Origin of the sequence: Lactococcus taiwanensis, from assembly GCF_017068355.1 — a bacterium.
Classification (GTDB): Bacteria; Bacillota; Bacilli; order Lactobacillales; family Streptococcaceae; genus Lactococcus; species Lactococcus taiwanensis.
Map to the genome: position 1 here is coordinate 1,853,031 of NZ_CP070872.1, position 23,539 is coordinate 1,876,569.

Annotated in this window: 21 protein-coding genes; 6 read left to right on the plus strand and 15 right to left on the minus strand. The window is 40.2% G+C overall.

All coding sequences use genetic code 11. From position 1 onward, the window contains the following. Window positions 1-22: 22 nt before the first annotated feature. The 3 genes from JW886_RS09155 to pheS form a co-directional block, all read right to left on the minus strand. Window positions 23-1,216, minus strand: a complete 1,194-nt coding sequence (locus JW886_RS09155) for a 3D domain-containing protein (protein WP_205871919.1) — start codon at window positions 1,214-1,216, stop codon at window positions 23-25. A gap of 254 nt (window positions 1,217-1,470) precedes the next feature. After that, entirely contained in the window at window positions 1,471-3,864 is a 2,394-nt protein-coding gene (pheT, locus tag JW886_RS09160; RefSeq protein ID WP_205871920.1) for a phenylalanine--tRNA ligase subunit beta, read from the minus strand. A gap of 37 nt (window positions 3,865-3,901) precedes the next feature. After that, the gene (gene pheS, locus JW886_RS09165; protein ID WP_075525866.1) at window positions 3,902-4,942 is read right to left on the minus strand and encodes a phenylalanine--tRNA ligase subunit alpha; all 1,041 of its coding nucleotides are present in this window, start codon (window positions 4,940-4,942) and stop codon (window positions 3,902-3,904) included. 591 nt (window positions 4,943-5,533) lie between these two features. Between pheS and JW886_RS09170 the strand changes: the two genes are divergently transcribed. Together JW886_RS09170 and JW886_RS09175 are read left to right on the plus strand one after the other, a co-directional pair. Then, window positions 5,534-6,067, plus strand: a complete 534-nt coding sequence (locus JW886_RS09170; protein WP_075525867.1) for a phenolic acid decarboxylase — start codon at window positions 5,534-5,536, stop codon at window positions 6,065-6,067. Window positions 6,068-6,213: 146 nt separating this feature from the next. Then, window positions 6,214-6,774 (plus strand): PadR family transcriptional regulator, encoded by a 561-nt coding sequence (locus tag JW886_RS09175; protein WP_205871921.1) that lies wholly within the window; start codon window positions 6,214-6,216, stop codon window positions 6,772-6,774. A 14-nt stretch (window positions 6,775-6,788) separates the two neighbouring features. Here the strand turns inward: JW886_RS09175 and JW886_RS09180 are convergent, their stop codons facing one another. Beyond that, window positions 6,789-8,081 (minus strand): adenylosuccinate synthase, encoded by a 1,293-nt coding sequence (locus JW886_RS09180; protein ID WP_205871922.1) that lies wholly within the window; start codon window positions 8,079-8,081, stop codon window positions 6,789-6,791. A 278-nt stretch (window positions 8,082-8,359) separates the two neighbouring features. Here JW886_RS09180 and hslO point away from each other — a divergent pair, with 278 nt between their 5' ends. The 4 genes from hslO (at window position 8,360) to JW886_RS09200 (ending at window position 11,254) form a co-directional block, all read left to right on the plus strand. Beyond that, window positions 8,360-9,229 carry an Hsp33 family molecular chaperone HslO gene (gene hslO, locus JW886_RS09185; protein WP_075525870.1) on the plus strand — a complete coding sequence of 290 codons (870 nt, stop codon included), beginning with the start codon at window positions 8,360-8,362 and terminating at the stop codon, window positions 9,227-9,229. A gap of 58 nt (window positions 9,230-9,287) precedes the next feature. Beyond that, window positions 9,288-9,824, plus strand: a complete 537-nt coding sequence (locus JW886_RS09190; RefSeq protein WP_205871923.1) for a dihydrofolate reductase family protein — start codon at window positions 9,288-9,290, stop codon at window positions 9,822-9,824. A gap of 99 nt (window positions 9,825-9,923) precedes the next feature. Further along, window positions 9,924-10,928, plus strand: a complete 1,005-nt coding sequence (dusB, locus tag JW886_RS09195) for a tRNA dihydrouridine synthase DusB (protein ID WP_205871924.1) — start codon at window positions 9,924-9,926, stop codon at window positions 10,926-10,928. Between the two features lie 95 nt (window positions 10,929-11,023). Further along, window positions 11,024-11,254, plus strand: coding sequence for a hypothetical protein (locus JW886_RS09200; RefSeq protein ID WP_004254795.1), 231 nt, complete (start codon window positions 11,024-11,026; stop codon window positions 11,252-11,254). Between the two features lie 87 nt (window positions 11,255-11,341). Here JW886_RS09200 and JW886_RS09205 read toward each other — a convergent pair whose 3' ends face one another. From JW886_RS09205 to yfmF, 11 genes are all read right to left on the minus strand, one after another. Then, entirely contained in the window at window positions 11,342-11,863 is a 522-nt protein-coding gene (locus tag JW886_RS09205) for a hypothetical protein (RefSeq protein ID WP_205871925.1), read from the minus strand. Between the two features lie 26 nt (window positions 11,864-11,889). Beyond that, window positions 11,890-12,300 carry a hypothetical protein gene (locus JW886_RS09210; protein ID WP_200407504.1) on the minus strand — a complete coding sequence of 137 codons (411 nt, stop codon included), beginning with the start codon at window positions 12,298-12,300 and terminating at the stop codon, window positions 11,890-11,892. Window positions 12,301-12,403: 103 nt separating this feature from the next. Then, on the minus strand, window positions 12,404-13,288 hold the full coding sequence (locus tag JW886_RS09215) for a YitT family protein (protein ID WP_075525875.1): 885 nt from the start codon (window positions 13,286-13,288) through the stop codon (window positions 12,404-12,406). A 151-nt stretch (window positions 13,289-13,439) separates the two neighbouring features. Next, complete coding sequence (locus JW886_RS09220; RefSeq protein ID WP_075525876.1) at window positions 13,440-14,315, minus strand: YitT family protein; 876 nt, start codon at window positions 14,313-14,315, stop codon at window positions 13,440-13,442. Between the two features lie 184 nt (window positions 14,316-14,499). Beyond that, the gene (locus JW886_RS09225) at window positions 14,500-15,429 is read right to left on the minus strand and encodes a YitT family protein (protein WP_205272005.1); all 930 of its coding nucleotides are present in this window, start codon (window positions 15,427-15,429) and stop codon (window positions 14,500-14,502) included. Beyond that, window positions 15,413-17,182, minus strand: a complete 1,770-nt coding sequence (gene aspS / locus JW886_RS09230) for an aspartate--tRNA ligase (protein ID WP_205871926.1) — start codon at window positions 17,180-17,182, stop codon at window positions 15,413-15,415. Before aspS ends, JW886_RS09225 begins: the two co-directional genes overlap by 17 nt. A gap of 89 nt (window positions 17,183-17,271) precedes the next feature. Beyond that, window positions 17,272-18,567, minus strand: a complete 1,296-nt coding sequence (gene hisS / locus JW886_RS09235; protein WP_200407507.1) for a histidine--tRNA ligase — start codon at window positions 18,565-18,567, stop codon at window positions 17,272-17,274. Between the two features lie 358 nt (window positions 18,568-18,925). Continuing rightward, window positions 18,926-19,498, minus strand: a complete 573-nt coding sequence (pgsA, locus tag JW886_RS09240) for a CDP-diacylglycerol--glycerol-3-phosphate 3-phosphatidyltransferase (protein ID WP_075525881.1) — start codon at window positions 19,496-19,498, stop codon at window positions 18,926-18,928. Window positions 19,499-19,590: 92 nt separating this feature from the next. Continuing rightward, window positions 19,591-20,478: a helix-turn-helix domain-containing protein gene (locus JW886_RS09245; protein ID WP_205871927.1), complete on the minus strand. Its 888-nt coding sequence runs from the start codon at window positions 20,476-20,478 to the stop codon at window positions 19,591-19,593. A 277-nt stretch (window positions 20,479-20,755) separates the two neighbouring features. Continuing rightward, window positions 20,756-22,039, minus strand: a complete 1,284-nt coding sequence (gene yfmH, locus JW886_RS09250; protein ID WP_205871928.1) for an EF-P 5-aminopentanol modification-associated protein YfmH — start codon at window positions 22,037-22,039, stop codon at window positions 20,756-20,758. Next, the gene (gene yfmF / locus JW886_RS09255; protein ID WP_241003764.1) at window positions 22,029-23,357 is read right to left on the minus strand and encodes an EF-P 5-aminopentanol modification-associated protein YfmF; all 1,329 of its coding nucleotides are present in this window, start codon (window positions 23,355-23,357) and stop codon (window positions 22,029-22,031) included. Before yfmF ends, yfmH begins: the two co-directional genes overlap by 11 nt. Between the last annotated feature and the right edge of the window lie 182 nt (window positions 23,358-23,539).

Below are 23,539 nucleotides of genomic sequence, written 5' to 3' on the forward strand. Positions count from 1 at the left end.
AGCCTTTTATCATTTTTTCTCTTTAATTCAAAATCGTTACTTGCAACTGTTGACGTCCCCAAGCAACAGCTTGCGCGTTTGTTGGAAAATGCACATCGATGATATTTCCGACAATTGCACCTCCAGTATCACCAGCAATTGCGATGCCATAGCCCGGCACCTCAACCATTGAACCTAGCGGTATAACACTTGGATCCACAGCAATACACATTGGGTTTTGGCTCAAATCTATTCCCATAGCTGTAGTTCCATTTAAGGCATAGGCCGTCGCTTCCACACTTATCGTTTTACCACCAGTTGAAGGGGTAACAGGGGTTTGCGTGTCAGGTTTCGTCGTGTCATCCCTTGTCTCTTGGGTTGCAGTGGAACTCTGTGTAGTCGAACTTTCAGAAGTACTTGAGCTTGAAGAGGGTACCGTCACTTCTGTCTTAGCACTTGTAGCAGCTGTTTTAGCTTCAGCAGCTTTCTTAGCTTGCGCTGCTTTTTCTGCTTTAGCTTGGGCCTTAGCTTGAGCAACAGACTTGGCTAATGCCTCATCATGCGCTTTTTGCTCGGCAGCCGCTTTCGCTTTCATCTCGCTTAAAAGTTTTTGATTTGTATTAATTTTTTCTTTTAAGCCAGCGATATCTCCTTGCAAGCTTTCAACTTGAGTTTGATAATTGGCTTGATTCTCCACCAGTTTTGTTTGTGAACGCTCAAGGCTCGTCTTCATCGTTTTTAACGAAGACTCTTTTTCAGCTAATGTCTTCGCTTGTTTTGCCTCCGCAGACATGACCGCATTTAAGTTCGAAAGGCGCATTACCATATCTGAAAGATCCTTAGAGGAAGCAACGACATCTACAACGGATACCCCAACTCCGCCACTAGACTGCATGGCGCGCATTTGATGGGCGACATTCTCTTTCAAATGAGCCACATCCGTTTCGGTTTGAGCAATATCGGACTCTAAGCCGCTAATTTTTGCTTTCGATTGATTAACTTTTTCTTGTGCAGCTTGCGCTTTAGCATAGACAGCATTCACTTTCGTCAATTCGTCATTTAGCTGAGCCTGGAAGTTCTCAATTTTTTGGTTAACTTCTGATTGCGACGTTTCCGCACCCACCTTTTTAGCTCCCATAAGATTCAGTGAACTGACAGGTAGTGCTGACAGGGCCATCAGTGATACTCCCATAAGCATTCCAATTTGTTTTATTTTTCTAGAAATTAAATTCTTCATACCTCATCTATTCTAACACAAGGCAAGCACTTTTTTATTTCTAAAAGATTACAAATGTAAAGTAATTTTTAATTATAAGTCATTAAGATATATTTACGTAAGCGTAATCACAGTTTGTAAGCTGATTTTCATTATATTTCTCTCCCTTTTTTCTAAAAATGAACGAACATTTTCACTCAAAAACATTCAAAAACCACCACTTGTTAATTCTAGTGGTGGTTTCTCATTTTTTTACTGACCAGTCTGTCAGTAACTTAACGGATTTCTGCAGCGAGTTGGTTAACCAAATTTTTGGTAATCTTATTCACAGCTGAGGCAATTTGTTCGTCTGTCATCGAATTTTCCACAGGTTGGAAAGTCAAACGGTAAGCCATTGATTTCTTGCCCTCCGGAAGTTTTTCCCCTTGATAAATATCAAAAAGTTCTACTTTTTGGAGCGTCTTCACTTTACTAGATTCAATAACTGAAACAACTTCTGCATGACTGATAGTAGCATCAATCAATAAAGCAATATCTCGTTCTACCGCTTGAACTTTTGGAATATCGTGAAAGACCGTTTGAGCAGGCATTTCTTCTTGCATCACTTGTAAGTTAAGTGTAGCTACATAGGTTGGCGCAATGTCGTATTTTTTAGCTGTTGCAGGATGAATCTGTCCAACAAATCCGGCTTGACGACCGTTGATTTCAACCATTGCTGTGCGCCCTGGGTGCATACCTGGTTGATTTGCAGAGGGGATAAATTTCACTTCTTCATACGCTGCTAAAAGGTTTTCCACAATTCCTTTTGTGGCATAGAAATCCACAGGAACAGCTTTCGACCGGTAAGTCTTATCCACAAGATGACCTGAGAGCGCAAAGGCAAGATGTGGAATTTCAAGGGGACGGATGTCCTCTGGATTAGGCCAGAAAATATTGCCAATTTCATAGAGCGCTACATCTGCATTTTTACGATTTTGATTATAATTGACAATGTCCAAAAGTCCTGGAATCATCGTTGCACGCAAGGTCTGACGGTCTTCTGTCATTGGCATCATAAGCGTTGTTGTTTCCAGCTCTCCGACAAACTCTGTGGCTTTTTCTGGTGTAACTAAAGAATAGCCAATGACTTCATCAAGACCCGCAGCTTCAAGTTCACTACGCACTTTTCGACGGAATTTTTGCATAGCTGTCAATTCACCAGCATTTTGTGATACAGGAAGCGTACTTGGTAAATTGTCATAACCATAAATCCGCGCCACTTCTTCTACTAAGTCTGCCTCGATTGAAATATCCCAACGACGCGATGGAATTTCACAAATAAAGTTTTCCCCATCTACTTGTACACCAAAGCCCAATTGGACGAAGATTTTTTCCACAGTTTCCAGTGACAAATCTGTCCCTAAAGCGCCATTTACTCGACTTAAAGTAATAGAAACTTTTGGCAAAGCAGGTTGATAATCATTTGATTCCACTACTCCAGACAAAACTTCACCACCAGCCAATTCAACAATCATAGCAGCTGCAAAATCAAGGGCTTCACGTACTGTCCCTTGGTTAACCCCTTTTTCAAAACGACTTGAGGCCTCAGAACGCAAAGCAAATTTTTGGGACGTTTTACGAATTGAAGTTCCATCAAACAAAGCGGATTCGAGGGCTACCGTGGTAGTTTCATCAGTAATCTCACTATCAGCGCCACCCATCACACCACCAAGGGCGACAGGTGTCCCATTAGCAGTAATCACAATATCTTCTGGCGTAAGTTCACGTTCAATATGATCTAAAGTCGTGATTTTTTCATCCGTTTTGGCTTGACGAACGACAATTTCGTCTGAACCAAATTGATCAAAATCAAAACTATGCAAAGGTTGACCAAAAGCCATCAAAACATAATTCGTCACATCTACCACGTTATTAATTGGTTTAACGCCAGCGTTCATCAAGCGGTTTTGCAACCATTGCGGCGATTTGGCGATTTTGACCCCTTTGATTAAGCGAATTTTGTATGTAGGAACCTTATCAGTATCAACTTTCACTGATACTTTGTCCGCCGCATTTACTGACGACTCTGTCAGTGATTTCTCTTCCAACTTAACGGGCAAACCGTAAATAGCACCAACTTCCCAGGCTGCCCCGTGCATTGACAAAGCATCCGCACGGTTTGGTGTAATTGATAATTCAATGATTTCATCATCCATATCAAGATAAGGAAAAATACTGTCGCCGACTTTAGCATCCGCTGGCATTTCAAAAATACCCTCTTCATGTTTCATTGGATTAATTTTTTCATCAATCCCAATTTCATCAAGCGCACAGAGCATTCCAAGTGATTCCACCCCGCGGATCTTACCTTTTTTGATTTTATAATTATCAGCAATTCGAGCACCAACCAGTGCCACAATTGCTTTCATGCCCACACGAACATTTGGGGCACCACAAACGATTTGCAAAGGTTCATCAGCCCCGACATTGACTTGCGTGATGTGTAAGTGTGTCTCAGGAATATCTTCACTTGATAAAATTTCCCCCACAACAAGTTTTGACAAGCCTTCCATTGGACTGGTCACACCTTCAACCTCAATCCCTGAAGTTGACATCTTTTGTTCCAATTCTGCTGATGACGCTGTAAGTTCAGGCACCAACTCTTTTAACCATTTATATGATACTAACATTTTATTTCAACTTTCTATTCACAGCTTTTAACAAGTTTTATTTTCCAAATTGCTCTAAGAATCGTACGTCGCCTTGATAGAATCCACGAATATCATTGATTCCATAGCGAAGCATCGCAATACGTTCTTGTCCCAATCCGAAAGCAAAACCAGAATAAACAGAAGCATCTAAACCAGACATTTCAAGCACATTGGGATGGACCATGCCTGCACCAAGAATTTCAATCCAGCCGGTATGTTTGCAGACGTTACAGCCTTTTCCACCACATTTGAAACAAGAAATATCCACCTCAACAGAAGGTTCAGTAAATGGGAAATAACTTGGACGCCAGCGTAATTCACGGTCTTGGCCAAACATTTTTTTCATAACCAAATCAAGCGTTCCTTTAAGGTCTGCCATTGTGATATTTTTATCTACAACCAAACCTTCAATTTGATGGAATTGGTGGCTGTGAGTGGCATCATCGGTATCACGACGGTAAACACGACCAGGAGCAATCATACGTAAACCACCTTTAGAAAAATCATGAGCATCCATTGTCCGAGCTTGCATAGGTGAAGTATGTGTACGGAGCAACACTTCATTAGTGATATAGAAGGTATCTTGCATATCACGAGCTGGGTGATCTTTTGGCAAATTCATGCGCTCAAAATTATAATGGTCAGTTTCTACTTCATAGCCATCAACGATTTCGTAACCCATTCCAAGGAAAATTTCTTCGATCTCTTCTTGCGTTTGAGTTAAAATATGGCGACTTCCTTTTTTCTGAACATCCCCAGGCAAAGTAACATCCAATGTTTCTGATTCCAAAGCCGCATTCATAAGGGCTTCTTCAATCTCCACCTTCTTCGCTTCAAACTTTACCCCAAATTCATCACGAAAAGCATTAGCAAGTGCACCAATAACTGGACGTTCTTCATTGGTCAAGTCTTTCATCCCTTTTAGGATTTCAGTCAATTCCCCTTTTTTTCCCAACATGACTGTTCTCAGATTATTGAGCGTTTTTTCATCTGCAACAGCACGTAAATCAGACATTGTCCGCTTACGAAGGTCTTCGATTTTTTCTTGTAAGTTCATTATTATCCTTCCATTTAAGAAATTGTCGCTATAAAACAGGCCATTTGTATGACGCTATGATACAACATGCGCGAATAGAGTGAGCTTTTTAGCAAAAAAATACCGCGTCCTCACTCCAAAGGAGCGAAAACCGCGGTACCATCCTATTTTATCACTTAATTACATTATTTAACGTTTTACTAAAGCTTGGGAGTCTCCACTTTCAAGAGTTACAGCGGAGGTCTCTCTGCTTTGCAAGGTGAACTTCAACCATAGCCCCGTATTGTGGCTTTCAGTCGGTGACCACAACTCCCTAAAACTTCGCATATCGCTTACTCTTCTTGCATGATTATTCTAATTTTATCACTTTCCAAAAATTTGTCAAATTTAAGTCGCTTTTCCTCTCGTCACCTCTTCATCATTAATGATGAAATTGGAAGTTTTCCCACCTCTTTCTTATCAAAAACACTGCCGTGCTCCTTTTTGTAAACATTGCTAATTTTTTTTGAAAAAAGACTTGACAAAGAATGAAAATGGCGTTATACTAAATATGTTTTTAAAACATGTATTTAAAACATGTTTAATTTAACTACTTTTAGAAAGAAGGACACTATGAAAAAATTTAGCACATTAGAAGACTTTGTTGGTACACACTTTATCTATACTTACGATAACGGGTGGGAATATGAACTTTATGTCAAAAATGAACACACTATTGATTATCGTATCCATGGCGGAATGGTAGCTGGTCGTTGGGTTAAAAACCAAGAAGTTTCTTTGGTAATGTTGACAGAAGGTATCTACAAAATTACATGGACCGAACCTACAGGGACCGATGTTGCCTTAGACTTTTTGCCTAATGATGAAAAAATGCACGGAATGATTTTCTTCCCTAAATGGGTTCATGAACATCCAGAAATTACCGTATGTTTCCAAAATGATTTTATCGACTTGATGCATGAATCACGTGAAAAATACGAAACTTACCCTAAATATCTCGTACCTGAATTTGCTAAAATTACCTACATTGGTGAAGCAGGTAAAGATAATGATGAAGTTGTTGCCCAAGCACCTTATAAAGAAATGACGGACGATATCCGCGCTGGTAAATACTATGATGCTAACTACAAGATGATGAATAAATAATTTCAACTTCCTCTGAAATGTGCAGCGACCATGCTCGCTGCCTTTTTTATACGAAAAAAATCATAAGGCAAGAAGTCAGAACTCTAGGGTTTTCTAAATTTACATTCCTTATTTTTTTGTGTATCATTGTAATAAAGGAGATTCCAATGCGTAATAAAGATAAACTCTCTTACATTATCTTAGGCCTATTAAGGACAGAACCTATGAGTGGTTACGACTTAAAGAAAAAATTTGAAAGTGAGGTAGGGGAGTTCTGGCAAGCGAACACAGGACAAATTTATCCTTCACTAAAGGTCTTACTAAATGACAAAGCCGTAACTTATGATGTAGAAATTGTTGGTGAAAAATTAGAAAAGAAAACTTACCGCATCACAGCTTACGGAGAGGAACTTTTCAATACTTGGCTAACCCATGCCGTCGATCGCTATCCGATTCAAAAAGATGAGTTTATGTTACGACTCTATTTTATGGATACTGATAATGAAGAAAATATGCGAAAACTAGTTTCTGATGAAAGAGAAGTTCATCAAAAAAAATTGAATTATCTGCTTCAAAGAAAAGCGATTATTTTTGGTGATGACGATACTGCTCAAAAAAGTGGGCATTATCTAGTTTTAGATTTTGCGATTCAACGTGAAACGATGAAGATTGAGTGGCTCTCACAACTCTCTCTTTCATTTGATAATAAAAAAACCAGAGTTAAATAACTCTGGTTTTTTTATTAAACGCCCCATACAGATTCAAGCACATTTGTTTGCTCACGTCCAGGTCCTACTGAGAACGTAGAAATACGTACCCCAACTAACTCACTGACACGACGAACATAATTACGAGCAGCTTCTGGCAACTCTTCTAAAGTCCGGCATGAAGTAATATCTTCGGACCATCCTGGCATTTCTTCATAGATTGGTTTGCAATCTGCTAATTCTTTGAGAGAGGCAGGATAATGAGTGATGTATTCACCATTACTGCGCTCATAAGCCACACAAATTTTTACAGTTTCAAGTCCTGAGAGAACGTCAATTGAGTTCAAGCTAAGATTTGTTAAACCAGAAACACGTTTTGCATGACGCATTACGACTGAGTCAAACCAACCAACACGACGTGGACGTCCCGTTGTTGTTCCATATTCATGTCCTACTTCACGAATTTGATGTCCCACTTCATCAAAAAGTTCTGTTGGGAATGGACCATCACCCACACGTGAAGTATAGGCTTTGCAAACACCAACAACTTTTGAAATTTTTGATGGACCCACGCCAGAGCCAATTGTTACCCCACCAGCTACTGGATTTGATGAAGTTACAAATGGATAAGTTCCTTGGTCAATATCAAGCATTACCCCTTGTGCCCCTTCAAAAAGGACACGTTTTCCAGCATCAAGGGCATCATTCAAGATAACTGAAGTATCTGTCACGTATTTTTTAAGTTGTTGACCATATTCATAGTATTCTTCAAAGATTTCATCAAAATCAAGGGGTTCTGAATCATACATTTTTACAAATTCACGGTTTTTGACTTCAAGGTTTGTACGTAAACGTTCCTCAAAGATTTCTTTATCCAATAAATCAGCTATACGAATCCCCACACGCGCTGCTTTATCCATGTAAGCAGGACCAATCCCTTTGATCGTGGTTCCAATTTTTTTATCCCCTTTAGATTCTTCTTGAAGGAAGTCTAATTTTTTATGGTAAGGTAAAATGACATGGGCACGGTCTGAAATACGTAAACTCTCTGCAGAAACACCATTTTCAGCGAGATAAGCGATTTCTTCAATCAGTGATTTTGGGTTAACAACGACACCATTCCCAATAACGGAAATCTTTTCAGGGAAGAAAATTCCTGATGGAATGAGGTGAAGTTTGAACTTTTTGCCGTCGATGACGATGGTATGACCTGCATTGTCTCCCCCTTGATAACGGGCAATAACTTCTGCATTTGAGCTTAGGAAATCGGTAATTTTACCTTTCCCTTCGTCTCCCCATTGCGTTCCGACAACTACTACTGATGGCATAATATTCTCCTTTTGGATAGTTTTGACTATCCATTTTTATTAAAATATTTTGCACGCTCCAAGTTCGCTTGGCTGGCATTTCTAGAAAATTTATTTTATTTTTTCCGAAAGCTCCTATCGCACTATTTTTTATTTTATCAAAAAAGCCTAGTGATTGACTAGCAATTTCTGTTATTTTTCTAATCACTTCAAAGTAATGTTCGGAAATGCTGAATTTATGGATAGAAAAACAGCTAGTGCTCAACCCTCTATTTCTATAGATATGCTATAATGAAATTATGGATAAAATTATCAAATCAATATCAAAAAACGGTCATTTCCGTGCTTTTGTTTTAGATTCGACTGAAACAGTGCGCGAGGCGCAAAGACGTCATCAGACTTGGCCAACTTCTACGGTGGCGCTTGGGCGCACACTCATTGCTGCACAGATTTTAGGGGCTAACGAAAAAGGAGACGCTAAGATTACCCTTAAAATACTTGGTGATGGAGCAATGGGCGCAATTATTGCTGTCGCTGACAGTAAAGGTCACGTTAAAGGTTATGTCAAAAATCGGGAGTTAGACTACAAGCGAGCTTCAACTGGTGAGGTTTTAGTCGCCCCCTTTGTCGGGAATGGTTTTCTCGTTGTGGTCAAGGACATGGGACTAAAACATCCTTACAGCGGACAAGTCGACTTGATTACCGGTGAAATCGGCGAAGATTTAGCATGGTACTTCTTAAGTTCTGAACAAACGCCTTCTTCTGTTGGAGTTAATGTCCTACTGGATGAGGATGCTGACACAGTTAAAATTGCGGGAGGCTTCATGTTACAGGCCCTTCCTGATGCTACTGACGATGAGATCAGTGAAATTGAACGTAACATCAAAACCATGCCGGCTATCTCTACCATGTTAGAAAGTGATAATCCTCTTGAAACCATGTTAGCCAATATCTACGGTGAGATGCCTTACCTCTCCCTTGAAGAAACGCCTTTAAGTTTTGAGTGTGATTGTAGTAAGACGCGTTTTCTTGAAGGGATTAAGTCGCTAGGTCGACAACCCATTGAAGAAATGATTGCTGAGGATCACGGTGCTGAAGTGGTTTGCCAATTTTGTGAAGAAAAGTATACTTTCACTGAAGCAGAACTCCAAGCACTTATTTCCGAATAAAGTAAGTTACTGACTAAGCTGTCAGTAATTCAGGATGTTCTGTAAGGAAAGGTTTGCTATGCGTGTAGGACTCTTTATTGCAACTACTCTAGATGGTTATATTGCGACGACTGACGACGAGTTGCAGTGGCTCTTTGATGTTCAGGGTGAAGGAGATAATGGTTATGGGCACTTTTATGAAGGGGTCAATAGTATCATCATGGGAAGACGGACTTATGAATGGTTAAAGCGCGAACAGCCTGAGCAATGGGCCTATAAAGGGAAGCAGACCTACGTCGTAAGTCAACACACTTTTGAAAATACTGCTGAGATTAGTTTCATCAAACTGACAGAGTTGCATGCGCTACTTTCTAGTTTTAAGGCTACAGATCAAAAAATTTGGGTCGTTGGAGGCGGACAGCTCATCAAGTATTTTCTAGAGCAGGACTGGGTTGATGAACTGCAAGTTACAGTTGCCCCCGTGCTTCTTGGAAAGGGGATTCCTCTTTTCCCTGAGGGGTCTTATTCTCAACACTTAAAATTAGTAGAAACAACGACTTACGGTCAGTTCGTTGAACTCCATTATCTTGTAGAAAAAACCAGTACGACTGATTAGTGCTGGTTTTTTATCTGGTCATACTCCTGACAGCGTGGTCAGTAATTTTTCAATGCTAAAAACCTTGTTAAATTACAAAAAAATGCTAAAATATTCCTTATGACTATGGACAAAAGATATAACGAACCGTGGAAGATCCGCGATATCGAAATTAAAAATAAAATTGTACTCGCCCCAATGGCAGGTATCACCAATAAAGCCTTCTTAACTACTGCCAAAGAGTTTGGAGCAGGCTTGGTCGTAACGGAGATGATTTCTGATAAAGGGATTGAGCATCGTAACAAGAAAACTTTGGAAATGATGGACTTTGATGGAGTGCCTCATCCACTTTCTATGCAAATTTTTGGCGGTGAAGTCGAAACTTTGGTAGAGGCTGCAAAATTTGTTGAAGCCAATACCGTTGCGGACATCATCGACATCAATATGGGATGTCCCGTGCCTAAAGTAACCAAAAATGAAGCAGGCTCTCGACTCTTACTCAATCCCGACAAGGTTTATGACGTGGTGAGCGCAGTGAGTAAGGCCATTTCTAAACCTTTGACAGTAAAAATCCGTATCGGTTGGGATGATGAACACCTCTTCGCAGTAGAAAATGCAAAAGCCATCGAGGCAGGCGGAGGCAGCGCTGTTTCCATGCACGCCCGTACGAAAGCTCAAGCCTATACTGGTAACGCTCAGGAAAATTGGCACTGGCTTAGTCGGCTGACAGATTCTGTCAAGATTCCGGTCATCGGAAATGGGGATGTCAAAACGCCCGAAGATGCAAAACGGATGATTGATGAGACTGGTGTAGCAGCAGTTATGATGGGGCGTGCAGCTTTAGGAAATCCTTGGATGCTCCACCGTACTGAGCATTATCTGCGGACTGGCGAACTTCTTGCTGAACCTAGTGTGGCAGAAAAAATGGATATTGCTAAATTACATCTGGCGCGCTTAGTTGAACTCAAAGGAGATAATCTCGCTAGTCGAGAATTCCGTCAACATGCTGCTTACTATCTTAAAGGAGCGCCACGTGCGGCCAAAGTCAAAGTCGCAGTGAATCAAGCAGAATCTCAGGCTGAAATTATCACTATCTTAGATAATTTTGTAAATGGAATCAAATAAAATAGCATAAAATCTGGAATTTTCCAGATCTTTTCGTTATAATGAAGAGAGACAGAAATGTTCAAACAATTCTAATAATAGAAAGGGCTTTCTCTATGCGTACAACTAAAGCAACCGAAGAAATTGAAAAAGCCATCATTCATTTGAAAAAGGCCAAACGAGAAATTAGCAACTACACCTTTGAGTATAACGTTCAAAATCTGATTCAGTTAGACAAAACAATCAAGCAACTTGAGAATATTAAAACAGGGATTAATGCGGACAGTTTCTCAGTGGAGGGAGTCAAATCTACGGGAGAAATCGAAGGGGCTCGTCTTTCACGATGAATAAGCTTAAGTTTTACTGACCAGCTGGTCAGTCTCAATTATTCTCCAAAAAAATAGCTCAGTCGAGCTATTTTTTATGTTCTCTCGCTACCTCTCCTCTTCAACTTCCTCGCTTGAGGTTAAAAGACGCATGATTTTGTGTTCAATAGCTGCAGTTTGCATAATTTTACCAATTCTCTTTATCGAGGGAGAAAAGTAATAAAGGTAAAAATCATCTTCCAAAGTACCAACGCGCACATAACCCATTAAGAAACTAGTAGAAATTTTCACATCGGTCAAGCGGTCAAACATGACACTCTCACTGACCGCTTTAAAAGGGCGCCAGTGAGCATAAAGGAGACGATTCAAGTTTGTTAAAGCAAAAGCATAATAACCTTGACTTGTTCGCCACGTCAATTTTTTTGTACGTTCTTTTCCCTCTTCATCAAGTAGATTTTGTGCCGTTTCAAAGCGCACAAGAAAGCTAAGACTTACCTCTTCATCCTCCAGTAGTGCTTCTTCAATCAACTCAAAATGTTTCTTTGATAACCATTTTCCTAAAATAGGCAGTAAATGTCGGCCCAAGCGGTTTTCTCGGGCGAATTCTTGCATAGCCGTAGCGTCTCTCATTTTTTCTTCTTTCCTTTATCTCTTTACTACAAATTGGAAGCTTTGGCCGATAACCAGATATTACCTAAACTGATGACTAAGATTACCAAAGGATAATAATCAGTCAGGACAAACTGCCCCTTTGAAACGTAAAAAGCAATCCAAAACGCCGTTAAAACCGAAACGACGGTTAAGAAAATAAAAGTTAAGCGCCAAAGCTTGATGACCAGCACGACAAGGGCAAGGAAAACGATAAGCAAGAGTAAACTCTGCCAACTTAAAATAAAGTGGCGAACCTGAAACCACTGCATTCCAAACCATTTGGACAAATCACTCACTGCCCCATTAAATCCTCGATCAAAAGGGGTGTCTGGCGCGCTTAGAACGCGGACTAAGCGCTGCAGCGTCTCCACCCAGAGTCCCAGGTTGATAACTAAAAACAAATATGTTCTTTTCATTACAAAAACCTTCTTTTTTATCATTTGGTTTAATCTATTATACGAAATTTTGTCAAAAAAGAAAGGTTTGAACTTATTTTTAAATAAAAAAATAGCAAAATTGCTATTTTTTCACTTTTTTATCAATTTTATAGCGGCTACGTGGATAGGTAAAATCTCCGATTACTTCATGAACATTAATAATTGAGGTAAAAGCATTCGGATCCAAAATTGAGAGAATCTGTTTAACTTCCTGAATCTCTCCTGGATTCAGCACGACATACAAAATTTCTTTTGAGTGACCCGTATAGGCGCCTTCACCATGGAGATAAGTCGCACTGCGTCCAATTTCTTCAATAATTGCTTTTGCAATCTCAGCATGCTTATTAGTAATAATAAGCATGCCACGTACTGTATACCCACCACTTTGCACTACATTGATGACTTGGGCCGCTACAAAGCTTGCAATCAAAGTATACATCATATGGCGTAAATCAATATAACTTAAGGAAAGTAACATCACTACTGCATCAAAAATAAAAAATGTTCGCCCAACAGCTACGCCATGCTTGATTTGAAGGAGTTTTGCGATAATATCTGCACCTCCCGTTGTTCCACCAAAACGAAAAACAAAACCAATCCCTACCCCTGCAAAAACTCCGGCAAGTAGTGCAGCAATCAAATAATCATGTCCCACATTGACCGTTACTGGAATCCGTTGGAAAATCCACATCCAAATGGAGAGACTCACAATGCCCCATATGGTATAAACAAATGTTCGTCGTCCAAGAAAACGGTAGCCAAGAATTAAAAGTGGGATGTTCAAGATTAATTGGGTATAAGAGGGGTCTATTTTCAATAACGCATAGCCAATCAGAGACAGACCAGCTACACCACCTTCTGCGAGATGATTGGCCATGTTAAATTCGACAAAGCCAAAGGCATAGATTCCAGTCCCCACAGCAATAGCAAGAAGTTGCAAGAAATGCACTCTTGATAATTTTTTCATAACATCCCCCCAAAAAGTCCAATGAAATCTCCCTGCCTTATGGCACGGAGTTTTAAGACTATTGTAGTTCAAATTTAGAATTTAGTCAACTTTTGAAATTGTCTTCTTCTTGGTAATTTTAAAAATAAAATAAAGTGCACCTCTGTGCACTTTATTTTTTCAGTTCTTTATAACGTCCTCGTGTGGGTGAAAAATCGCCAATTACTTCATGAACATTGATGATTGAGGTAAAGGCATTTGGATCAACAATCGCTAGGACTTCTTTTACTTCTTGAATTTCTCCAGGGTTCAACACAACATACAAGATTTCTTTAGACTGACCTGTATAGGCACCCTCACCATGCAAATAAGTTGCACTGCGCCCAATTTCTTCGATGATTGCTTTTGCTACTTCAGCATGCTTGTTCGTAATAATCAGCATACCGCGTACAGTGTAGCCGCCATTTTGAATAAGATTAATAACTTGCATTGCAATAAAGCTAGCGATAAGGGTATACATCATTTGTTTTAAGTCTATATAACTTAAAGAGAGGGCTAACACCCCAGCATCAAAGACAAAAAGCATCCGCCCAACTGGGATTCCCTTTTTTATCTGGACAAGTTTTGCTAAAATATCGGTTCCTCCCGTGGTTCCCCCAAAGCGGAAAACAATACCAATACCAGTACCAGCAAATACCCCAGCTAAAAGAGCCGCTATTAGATTATCGTGCTCAATATTCACTGTGAAAGCCACCCGCTGCAAAATCCAAATCCAAATAGCGAGACTAAGGATGCCCCAAATGGTGTAAATAAAGGTTCTACGTCCCAAAAAGCGATAACCTAAAATTAAAAGGGGGATGTTCACAATCAGCTGCGTATAAGAAGGGTCAATGTGCCATAATGCATAACTGATCAAGGAAAGTCCAGCAACTCCTCCTTGGGCCAAATGGTTTGCCATATTGAAAGCCACAAAACCAAAGGCATAAATCCCTGTCCCAACCGCAATGGCAAGTAAATACAAAAAATGTACGCTTGCTAATTTTTTCATACTCTTCCTCCTTTATTCTTAAATATAAGAAGGGGAGAAAGTTCTGATTGCTCGCTTCCTCCCTTTTGCTTAATTATTTACTGATCAGTTGATCAGTAGTAACTGTTTCTGTTGAAATATGTCTTTCAATGGCATTGAGCCTTTTATTGATTACATTATTAGTAAAAAGAAACTGACAGAGCTGTCAGTCCTCGACTTCAGCGAATTTACCCAAAACGCGTACATTTTCTGAGATAGAAACAAACGCATGTTCATCGTATTTATGGATAATATCTTTGAAATCTTGATATTCATACATGGTGATTACTGTCATGAGAACTGTTTGACTACTGTGTGTGTAGCCGCCCTCAGCATCATGTAGAATGGTGACCCCATGTTTAAACTGTTTGACCAACTTATCTGTCAGTAATTCTGGGTTTTTTGTGACGATCATGACCTGAAGTCGTTTTTGTCTTGTAAAGATAGCATCTTGGACACGTGAATTAACAAAAATGGCAATAAGGCTATAAAGCATATACTCCCAACCAAAGAGAACCCCTGCAGTGAAGATAATCACCCCATTTACAATAAAGGAGAGTGTTCCCACGTTACGTCCCGTTTTTTTACGCATGTAAAGACTGACGACATCTGTACCACCTGAGGAGATTCCCGATTTCATCGCATTTCCTACCCCAAACCCCATGATAGCTCCCCCAAAGACAGCATTAATCACTGGTTCTTGGGTTAAAGGGGTCACAGGGATGAAATGAATAAATACAGAGCTCATGACTACTGTAATCACTGTATAGACCGTGAATTGCTTGCCGATACCGTGCCAAGCAAGAATAAATAAAGGGGCATTTACCAAGACCAGAGAGACGGAGATGGGTAATATTTCATGTCCACTGAGTCGCGTAAGGAGTTCTGTCACAACCTGCGCAGCTCCTGTCGCCCCAGAAGCATAGACATGTCCTGGCTGATAGAAAAAATTTAGCGCAAAAGATGAGAAGACAGCGTATACCACGGCTGCTGAGAACTTACTGGCCATTTTTTCGGCACCGATGGATTTTAATACTTGATAAAGTCCAATTTTGTCTAACAAGGCACCGAGGACTTTGTTAATCTTTGTTTGCAAGATGGATACTCAATTCTTCAAGTTGTTTTTCGGCAACAGGGCTTGGTGCCTGTGTCATTGGGTCAGTTGCTTTATTATTTTTTGGAAAGGCGATGACTTCTCGAATATTGTCCTTGCCGGCTAGAAGCATGACAAAGCGGTCAAGACCAATCGCCAAGCCCCCGTGTGGTGGGAAACCATAATCTAATGCTTCTAAGAGGAAGCCAAATTGTTCATTGGCGTCTGCCAAATCAAAGCCTAAGGCGTGGAGCATTTCTTCTTGGAGTTCACGTGTGTTAATCCGCAAAGAGCCACCACCCAACTCATAACCGTTGAGAACAATGTCATAAGCATGCGCACGAACCTTCTTCAACTCAGAAGATTTAGAATGACCGTCTGCTGACAAGAAGGCTTGACTTTCTTTAGTTGGCAAAGTAAATGGATGATGAGCAGACATATAGCGTTCTTCTTCATCAGACCATTCAAACATTGGCCAGTCGATAACCCAAAGGAAATTAAACTTACGGAAGTCAATCAGCCCTTGTTGTTTCCCAACGGTCAAGCGAAGCGCACCAAGAGCTGCATTTGCAACATCTAAAGTATCGGCTACAAAGAGGACCAAGTCATTTTCTTCCAATTTCAAATTGCTGACGAAGCTGTCAGTAGAAGGCGCCAAGAATTTTGATACGCCACCAGTAAATTCACCTTTTTCAAATTTGACCCAAGCCAAACCTTTAGCACCATTTTGTTTAGCCTGCTCCGTTAATTTATCAATGGCCTTACGCGAGTATTTGTCAGCTGCATTTTTGACAACAATGGCTTTCACCACTTCAGCCTCTTGGAAGACCTTAAAATCAACTGTTTTTGCAAGATCTGACAGGTCTGTCAGTAGTAAGTCAAAGCGGGTGTCAGGTTTGTCAGAACCGTAAAAATTCATGGCATCGTCCCAAGTCATGCGGGGGAATGGCAAAGTCACATCAATGCCTTTGACCTCTTTCATGACCTTGGCAATCAAACCTTCTGTCAAATCTTGAATTTCTTCTTCACCTAAAAATGACGTTTCCAAATCGACCTGAGTAAATTCAGGCTGACGATCTCCCCGCAAATCCTCATCGCGGAAACATTTGACGATTTGATAATAGCGGTCAAGACCAGCTGTCATCAAAAGCTGTTTCATAAGCTGAGGAGACTGAGGAAGCGCATAAAATTCCCCTTTATTAACGCGGGAAGGCACCAAATAGTCACGAGCACCTTCTGGCGTTGAGCGGTTCAAAAATGGTGTTTCCACATCAATAAAGCCAGCACCATCAAGATATTCACGGATGGCATGAGTTGTTGCATGACGCATGCGCAAATTGTTGAGCATCTCTGGGCGACGAAGATCCAGATAACGGTATTTCATCCGTGTATCATCAAGAGCTTCGACATCATCTTTGATTTCAAAAGGTGTTGTTTTTGAAGTCGATAGAATCTCAATTGATGTCGCTTCAATTTCAATGGCACCTGTTTTGATTTTATCATTTTTGCTCGCACGCTCAACAACTTGACCTGTGACTTCAAGGACAAATTCGTTACGTGCTTTGTCAGCAGCTTCTGCCACTTCAGCCGCTGCAGTATCTGGGTTCACCACAATTTGGACAATCCCTTCACGATCTCGCAAATCAATGAAAATCAAGCCTCCAAGATTACGGCGTTTTGCGACCCAGCCCTTTACCGTGACTGTTTGATTCAAGTATTCTTCAGTAATATTTCCAGCGTAATTTGTACGTTTCATATCAGATGTGAGCCATTCCCAATAGCTTTCCTATTTTCTTAGACTCAATTCCTCTTTCTACTTTATTCTATTTTTTCTTTAAAGGCTTCTTACTCGTTTATTTCATCTGCATAGATTTCTTCAAATACAGGTGCAAATGAATCGTAAATCTTCTGAAGAGTTGTTGTGACTTGTCGACGTGTTTTGTTGTGTTTAACTTTGACCTCACCTGTGCGAATTTCGTCGTCACCCAAAGTAATAATCAGCTCGGCACCCAGCTTTTCAGCCGTTTTAAATTGTGCACCAAGTTTACGATTAGAGAAATCACGTTCTACTTTAAAGGCTTGTTCGCGCAAGGCTTCAGTCAATTTTGTCGCTTCAAGATTGGCTTTAGAACCCATCACAGCAATGAAAACATCTAGTGTTTCTTCTGGCATAAACGCTATTTCTTGTTTTTCAGCAATCATTAACAAGCGCTCAATTCCTAATCCAAAACCAAAAGCCGGAGTAGCAGGTCCATCAAAATATTCTACTAACCCATCATAACGGCCCCCACCACAAACAGTAAGTGCTTTGCCATCTAACTCGACAATGAATTCAAAGATTGTGTCATTATAATAGTCTAAGCCGCGTACCATGTTAGAGTCGACCGTGTAAGCAATGCCTAAATTTTCCAACATCGCTTTTACTTCCTCAAAGTAAGCTTTTGAAGCGGCATTAAGATAGTCCAAAATTGAAGGCGCATCTTGTACAATGGCGATATCTTCTGGTTCTTTACTGTCTAACACGCGCAACGGATTTTCATTCAGCCGACGACGACTGTCCTCAGAAAGTTCACTTTCAAATGGAGTCAAATAATCAATGAGCGCTTGGCGGTATGCTTGACGACTTTCCATGTCTCCCAGGGTATTTAAGGAAAGCTTAATTCCTGAAATTCCCAATTGCCGAAAAAGTGCATCCGCCATCGCAATAATCTCGACGTCGACTGCCGGATTTTTTATCCCCAAACATTCTACACCAAACTGGTGGAATTGACGTAAACGGCCAGACTGTGGACGTTCGTAACGAAACATTGGTTCTTCATACCATACTTTTACAGGTTTGACAATTTCCGGAGCATAAAGTTTATTTTCAATGTAGGCACGTACGGCACCCGCTGTCCCCTCAGGACGAAGTGCAATGTGACGGCCTCCTTTATCCTCAAAGTCATACATTTCTTTGGTTACAATATCAGAAGTTTCACCAGTTGCACGACTGAAAAGTTCATAGCTTTCAAACATTGGTGTTCTGATTTCTTTAAAATTATAATCATTAAATACACTGCGCGCAATCTCTTCTACATACTGCCACTTAGCAGAATCTGCAGGGAGGATATCCGCTGTGCCTTTTGGTTTTTGAAGTTTCATCATTCTTCCTTTCGCTATCAAAATGAGTTGAACTGGCTTTAAAGAGACCACAATCCGATAAAAGAGACCGTTTACAAATCAAAACACCCTAAAGCCATCGCTCTAGGGTGCATTAGTTTGCACGGTACCACCTAAATCCGCTCATACCTATAGAGCCTCAGATTGATTATAACGTTATCATCGCTTTTTATGTCACAGTCTCAATGAGCTTTCACCAGATGCCCACTCTCTTGCTTATTATTGTAACGCAAAAAGCCGCCCAAAGCAAGCGACTTATGTATGATTAACTCTTTTTTTTAATAGCTGATATTTTCAAATAGGGAATAGAAAATATTAGATATTGAGATGCTTCATAAACCTAATCTGCATTTTTAAATACTTGCATATTTTTAGCGAAGTAATCATAACCACTGTAAATGGTAAAGAAGACACAGATATAAAAGAGAATAGTTCCGATGTATAAAGGATTGCCAATGAAAAGGAAAATGACACTTAACATTTGAGTTGCTGTTTTGATTTTACCGGGCATAGCAGCTGCCATAACAACTCCACCTTGTTCAACGAGTAAGAGACGCAATCCTGTAACCGCAAGTTCACGACAGACAATAATCGCTACCGCCCAAATAGGAACCACATGCAAGGCCACCAGTACGACGAAGGCTACCATGTTCAACATTTTATCCGCTAAAGGATCAGCAAATTTCCCAAAATTGCTGACCACGTGCCATTTACGTGCTAAATAGCCATCCAGCCAATCTGTAAAAGAGGCAACCGCAAAGACAATTGCTGCAATTACCCACATGACTGAGCTATGCGCTTGAGAAACAAAGCCTTCAAAATGAGCACCTTGTGGTAAATAAAATAATATGACAAAGATTGGAATCATAAAGATTCGTAACATGGTCAATTGATTGGGTAATTTCTGTTTCATACTTCTCCTTAAATATCGAGACTTGCTCGTTCTATTGATAGCGTCATTTTACTATGAAGTGCACAACCAAAAACGCCTTAACTATTCTGATGTTAAGAGGTTGTCGTTGTCCGATCAATCTGAAGGGTAATTTTAGATGCCCCTGTTGTTGTAAGAGCAGACAAGTCCAGTGGTGTCCCATTAATAGTAATGGTTAAGCCTTGGGCTGTTCCGAGCGTAATCACTGAACTGGTAGCACCTGTAGTTATCACGCCATCTAGGGTATTAGCTCCATCAGTCAATATTTGACCGCCTGCTGAGACGTTCGAATTTGTCATTCCCACCCAGATCCGACTACCAGCAGCGGCTGAAAAACTCACTGTAATCGGGTCAGTCATATTAGACACCTGTGCAGTAATCGCTGTGGTCGTAGCTTGAGTAACGGAGACAGTAGGTGCAGCTGCTGTACTGCTACTGCTACTCGTCTCACGTTTAGCCGTTTGACTGCTTTTGGCTTTCTTTGCTGTGCTTGCTGTATTTGAGTAAGCATAGTCATTTGTAATAAGGTTTGGTGTTTCTGGACGATTAAGAATGACAGCAGTAACCACCCCAACAAGAATTAAGAGTGCTACAGCTGAGAGCGAAATGATGGGCACATAATGTTGCCACGGCTTTTGCTCCTCTTCTTCAGGTTCTACCCGCTCACTGGGTTTGACAAAATGATAGGTTTCTTGGATATCATCTTTATCCTCTACTGTAATGCCCTTACCTTCATCATAAGCCTGAATGATTCGCTCAGCATTTAGCCCTAATTTTTCTGCATATTGCTTAAGGTACGCCTTTATATAGAAGTCCCCAGGTAAAGCCTGGTAGTCATCCGTTTCTAGGGCGACGATATATAATTTTTGAATTTGAGTTAATTGTTCTGCTTCTGAAAGACCAAGCCCTAGCTGTGTTCGCTTTTCTTTTAGGACTTGTCCGATTGTTTTGATTGCCACCATGTCCCCCCTTCGTTGTTATACTGCACATCGATTTTTGACTATCACGGTTCTTTATTATGTTGAGCTCGGCTCACTTAGATATGCGCTGACAAAGGTTTTCAAGGGTTATTAAATTCTGCCTCATCTGAGCTGATCCAACAGCTCTTTTGTAAGCATTCCATTTATTGTTTGAATCACACCTTATCAGTGACTTTTGTTGCGGTTGATTTTCTGACTTTGCTTTTTATGCATTCAGAAAAAATTTATACTTAGAAATTGCTGACAGACCTGTCAGTCTTTATTTAGGCACAATAGTAAATGTGACCACTTTCATTGCTTTAATAAATTGTTCGGCTGATTTTTCAATATCTGCCAAGGTGAGTTCATTTAATAATTCAGGAAGATCAAAGAAATTTAAATCTTCGTATATTTCCGAAGAAAATTGACTGGCAATATATTCAAGTGAATTGAGTGAACTAAAATAGTCTCCCAACATTTCTCTTTTCAACAGTTGTAAATGTTCTTCACTGAAATCTCTATCTATTTTATAACTTTTTAGCGCTTCTTGCAAAGTTTCACTTAACTTTTTGGGATTTTCTGTATCACCCGTAAAAACAGCAAAATGAAAACGTTCGTCTAACTCAAAGCTTAAGCCAAAGGAGTCGTCAATAAGCCCTTGATTATAGAGTTCTTCATAGCGTTGACTAGTACGACCAAAGAGTAAATCAAGAAAGATTTGATTCCCAATTTTGTACTTCATTCTTGCCCGCGCTTCTTGAGGAAGAAAATCTTCCCCACGTAAGCCTAAGGCAAGTTTGGGCATAGCCACTTCAAGAGCTAAAACCTCACCTGATTTTGGTTCAGCGGCGCTAAGTTCCTGTCTTAAGGGAACCTCTTGAGCTTCAAAACACTTAGTCGCTTGATTTTCTCTGACAAAAGCTGCCATTTCTTCAACCTCAAAAGGGCCTGTCAAAAATAAATTCATGTTGGTTGGATGATAAAAGACTTCATAATTTTTGTATAAATCATCCGCGGTAATCGCATTAATCGTTGCAGGAGTGCCGGCAATATCTGCAGCTAGTGGAGATGCGGGATACATTTTCTCAAGCAACCCAGCAAATAAACGCCAGTCGCTATCATCTTGATACATCTGAATTTCTTGCTGAATAATTCCTTGCTCTTTACGAACGTTCTCTTGCGTAAAATAAGGGCTTTGTACAAAGTCTAGCAAGAGCTCGGTGCATGCATAGCTGTTTTCTAAGGTAGAAAAAAGATAAGAAGTCCGTGAGAAACTTGTAAACGCATTGGTTTGAGCACCCAAAGCGCTAAACTTATCCATCACATCTCCGTCTTCTTTTTCAAAAAGTTTATGCTCTAAAAAGTGCGCAATGCCTTCGGGAAAAGTTTGAAAAGTGCTTGCCCCTTTAGGAATAAAAGTCGTGTCTAAAGAGCCAAAGTTGGTCGTGAACAGGCCATAAGTTCGATTATAGTCCGCTTTGGGAAGGTAGTAGACGGTGAGACCGTTAGGCAAAATCTCAGTGTACAAGGTTTCTCCCGTTTTTTTATAAAACTTACTGTGCAAGACTTTCCTCCCTTTCATTCATTCCAACGGTACCTTTCATGAAATACTCTACTTGTAACGTCAATTTTTGAGCTAAGCGAGCTACCTCTTCTGCTGATACCGCTGTCAGCTGACTCAAAAACACTTCTGTTGGCAAATAACGCTCTGGCAGTAAAGCTTTCACATATTCTAATTCAATCGTATTCGAGATAGAATCTTGTCCTACCAGATAAGTGTTGCGCAACATCGTCTTTGTTTGTTCTAAATCGGCGGGGCTAAAATCACCCTCTTGTAATGCTTCAAGCTGTGCCGCAATCAGCTCCCGAGCCGCTTCAAAATTCACAGCATCAATACCTGCCGCAATTTTCAAAAAACCAGTAAAGGAATCAAATGTGGATGAAATAGAGTAAGCGAGGCTTTCCTTTTCACGCACATTTTTGAATAATTTAGAATGGGCAAAGCCACCTAGTAAGCCATTGAGTACTTGCAGTGTCATATAGTTAGCATCGCCGTATTGGACAGGCAAATGATACCCCAATTGCAAGATGGATTGGGTTGCTTCTTTTGCTTCTGTCAGGACTGACTGCTCAGTCAGCTCTTGTTCATAAAACAAATCCGTGTGTTCTAAAACTTGGGTTGGTGCTTTATCCCCCTTAAAAGAAGAATTTTCTACATTTTGTGCAAAGTCAAAATCTGAAAAAAGCTTGTGAACGCGCGCTTCATCAACATCCCCCAAAACAAAGATATCTATAACATTTGTTTTTAACATTTCTTGGTAATAGGCAAATACGGCTTGCGGCGTTTCGCGCTCGATAAGTTCAACCGTTCCAACACTAGGGAGAGCTTGTTTTGGATCTTTAAAGAATTCTTGGGCTAATTGACGGCTGGCGTAGTAAGCACGGTCATCGTTCATGGCTTCCAAATAATGAATCAAGTTGGTCTGTTCTCTTTTGAAAATAAAGGGGTTGAATGCTCCATCTTTTACATCTGGGGCAAAAAGAACAGCTCTCAAAAAATCAACACCAGCTTTTAGGGTATCAAAATCGACGAGTGCAGGATTTACAACCGTCATATTAAGACTTAAAAGGTGTTGTTTGCCTTTTTTAGCCACTCCAGTTGTAAATGAAGCACCAAATAATTCAGACAAGCGGCGACTAAAGGCTTTTCCTGTAGGATAAATAGCATTGGTTGTTTCCAACAAGTTGGAGAGCAACACCCGCTTCCCTAAGTGTTCTGGGGTAATTTCCTCCCGAAATCGTACCATCATTCTGACGGTCTTAAATTTTGTTTCTTTTATGACATGGAGATGGACTCCGTCTTTTCTTTTAAAATCTGTCAAATTATGATCACTTTCCTATTTTAACTTGCTTTTACGTAAGCTTTATTATACCAAATTCTAGCACAAATTTGTGCCTGTTTAGCGTAAAAATCTGAGAAAAGTTACGCGCACTAAAACTAAAAGTTCGACTTCTTGTTTATGTAATTTTTGAAAATGGATTTCACTGGGCTCTTTTGACCATT

Excerpts from the sequence above, each read along its gene's own strand:
- JW886_RS09245 (WP_205871927.1), bottom strand. The coding sequence starts at position 20,478 with ATGGTGGCAATCAAAACAATCGGACAAGTCCTAAAAGAAAAGCGAACA.
- hslO (WP_075525870.1), top strand. The coding sequence starts at position 8,360 with ATGGATAAAATTATCAAATCAATATCAAAAAACGGTCATTTCCGTGCT.
- dusB (WP_205871924.1), top strand. The coding sequence starts at position 9,924 with ATGACTATGGACAAAAGATATAACGAACCGTGGAAGATCCGCGATATC.
- JW886_RS09220 (WP_075525876.1), bottom strand. The coding sequence starts at position 14,315 with ATGAAAAAATTAGCAAGCGTACATTTTTTGTATTTACTTGCCATTGCG.
- JW886_RS09180 (WP_205871922.1), bottom strand. The coding sequence starts at position 8,081 with ATGCCATCAGTAGTAGTTGTCGGAACGCAATGGGGAGACGAAGGGAAA.
- JW886_RS09205 (WP_205871925.1), bottom strand. The coding sequence starts at position 11,863 with ATGAGAGACGCTACGGCTATGCAAGAATTCGCCCGAGAAAACCGCTTG.
- pheS (WP_075525866.1), bottom strand. The coding sequence starts at position 4,942 with ATGAACTTACAAGAAAAAATCGAAGACCTTCGTAAGCGGACAATGTCT.
- pheT (WP_205871920.1), bottom strand. The coding sequence starts at position 3,864 with ATGTTAGTATCATATAAATGGTTAAAAGAGTTGGTGCCTGAACTTACA.
- JW886_RS09190 (WP_205871923.1), top strand. The coding sequence starts at position 9,288 with ATGCGTGTAGGACTCTTTATTGCAACTACTCTAGATGGTTATATTGCG.
- pgsA (WP_075525881.1), bottom strand. The coding sequence starts at position 19,498 with ATGAAACAGAAATTACCCAATCAATTGACCATGTTACGAATCTTTATG.
- JW886_RS09175 (WP_205871921.1), top strand. The coding sequence starts at position 6,214 with ATGCGTAATAAAGATAAACTCTCTTACATTATCTTAGGCCTATTAAGG.
- JW886_RS09215 (WP_075525875.1), bottom strand. The coding sequence starts at position 13,288 with ATGAAAAAATTATCAAGAGTGCATTTCTTGCAACTTCTTGCTATTGCT.
- JW886_RS09155 (WP_205871919.1), bottom strand. The coding sequence starts at position 1,216 with ATGAAGAATTTAATTTCTAGAAAAATAAAACAAATTGGAATGCTTATG.
- hisS (WP_200407507.1), bottom strand. The coding sequence starts at position 18,567 with ATGAAACTTCAAAAACCAAAAGGCACAGCGGATATCCTCCCTGCAGAT.
- JW886_RS09170 (WP_075525867.1), top strand. The coding sequence starts at position 5,534 with ATGAAAAAATTTAGCACATTAGAAGACTTTGTTGGTACACACTTTATC.
- JW886_RS09210 (WP_200407504.1), bottom strand. The coding sequence starts at position 12,300 with ATGAAAAGAACATATTTGTTTTTAGTTATCAACCTGGGACTCTGGGTG.
- aspS (WP_205871926.1), bottom strand. The coding sequence starts at position 17,182 with ATGAAACGTACAAATTACGCTGGAAATATTACTGAAGAATACTTGAAT.
- JW886_RS09200 (WP_004254795.1), top strand. The coding sequence starts at position 11,024 with ATGCGTACAACTAAAGCAACCGAAGAAATTGAAAAAGCCATCATTCAT.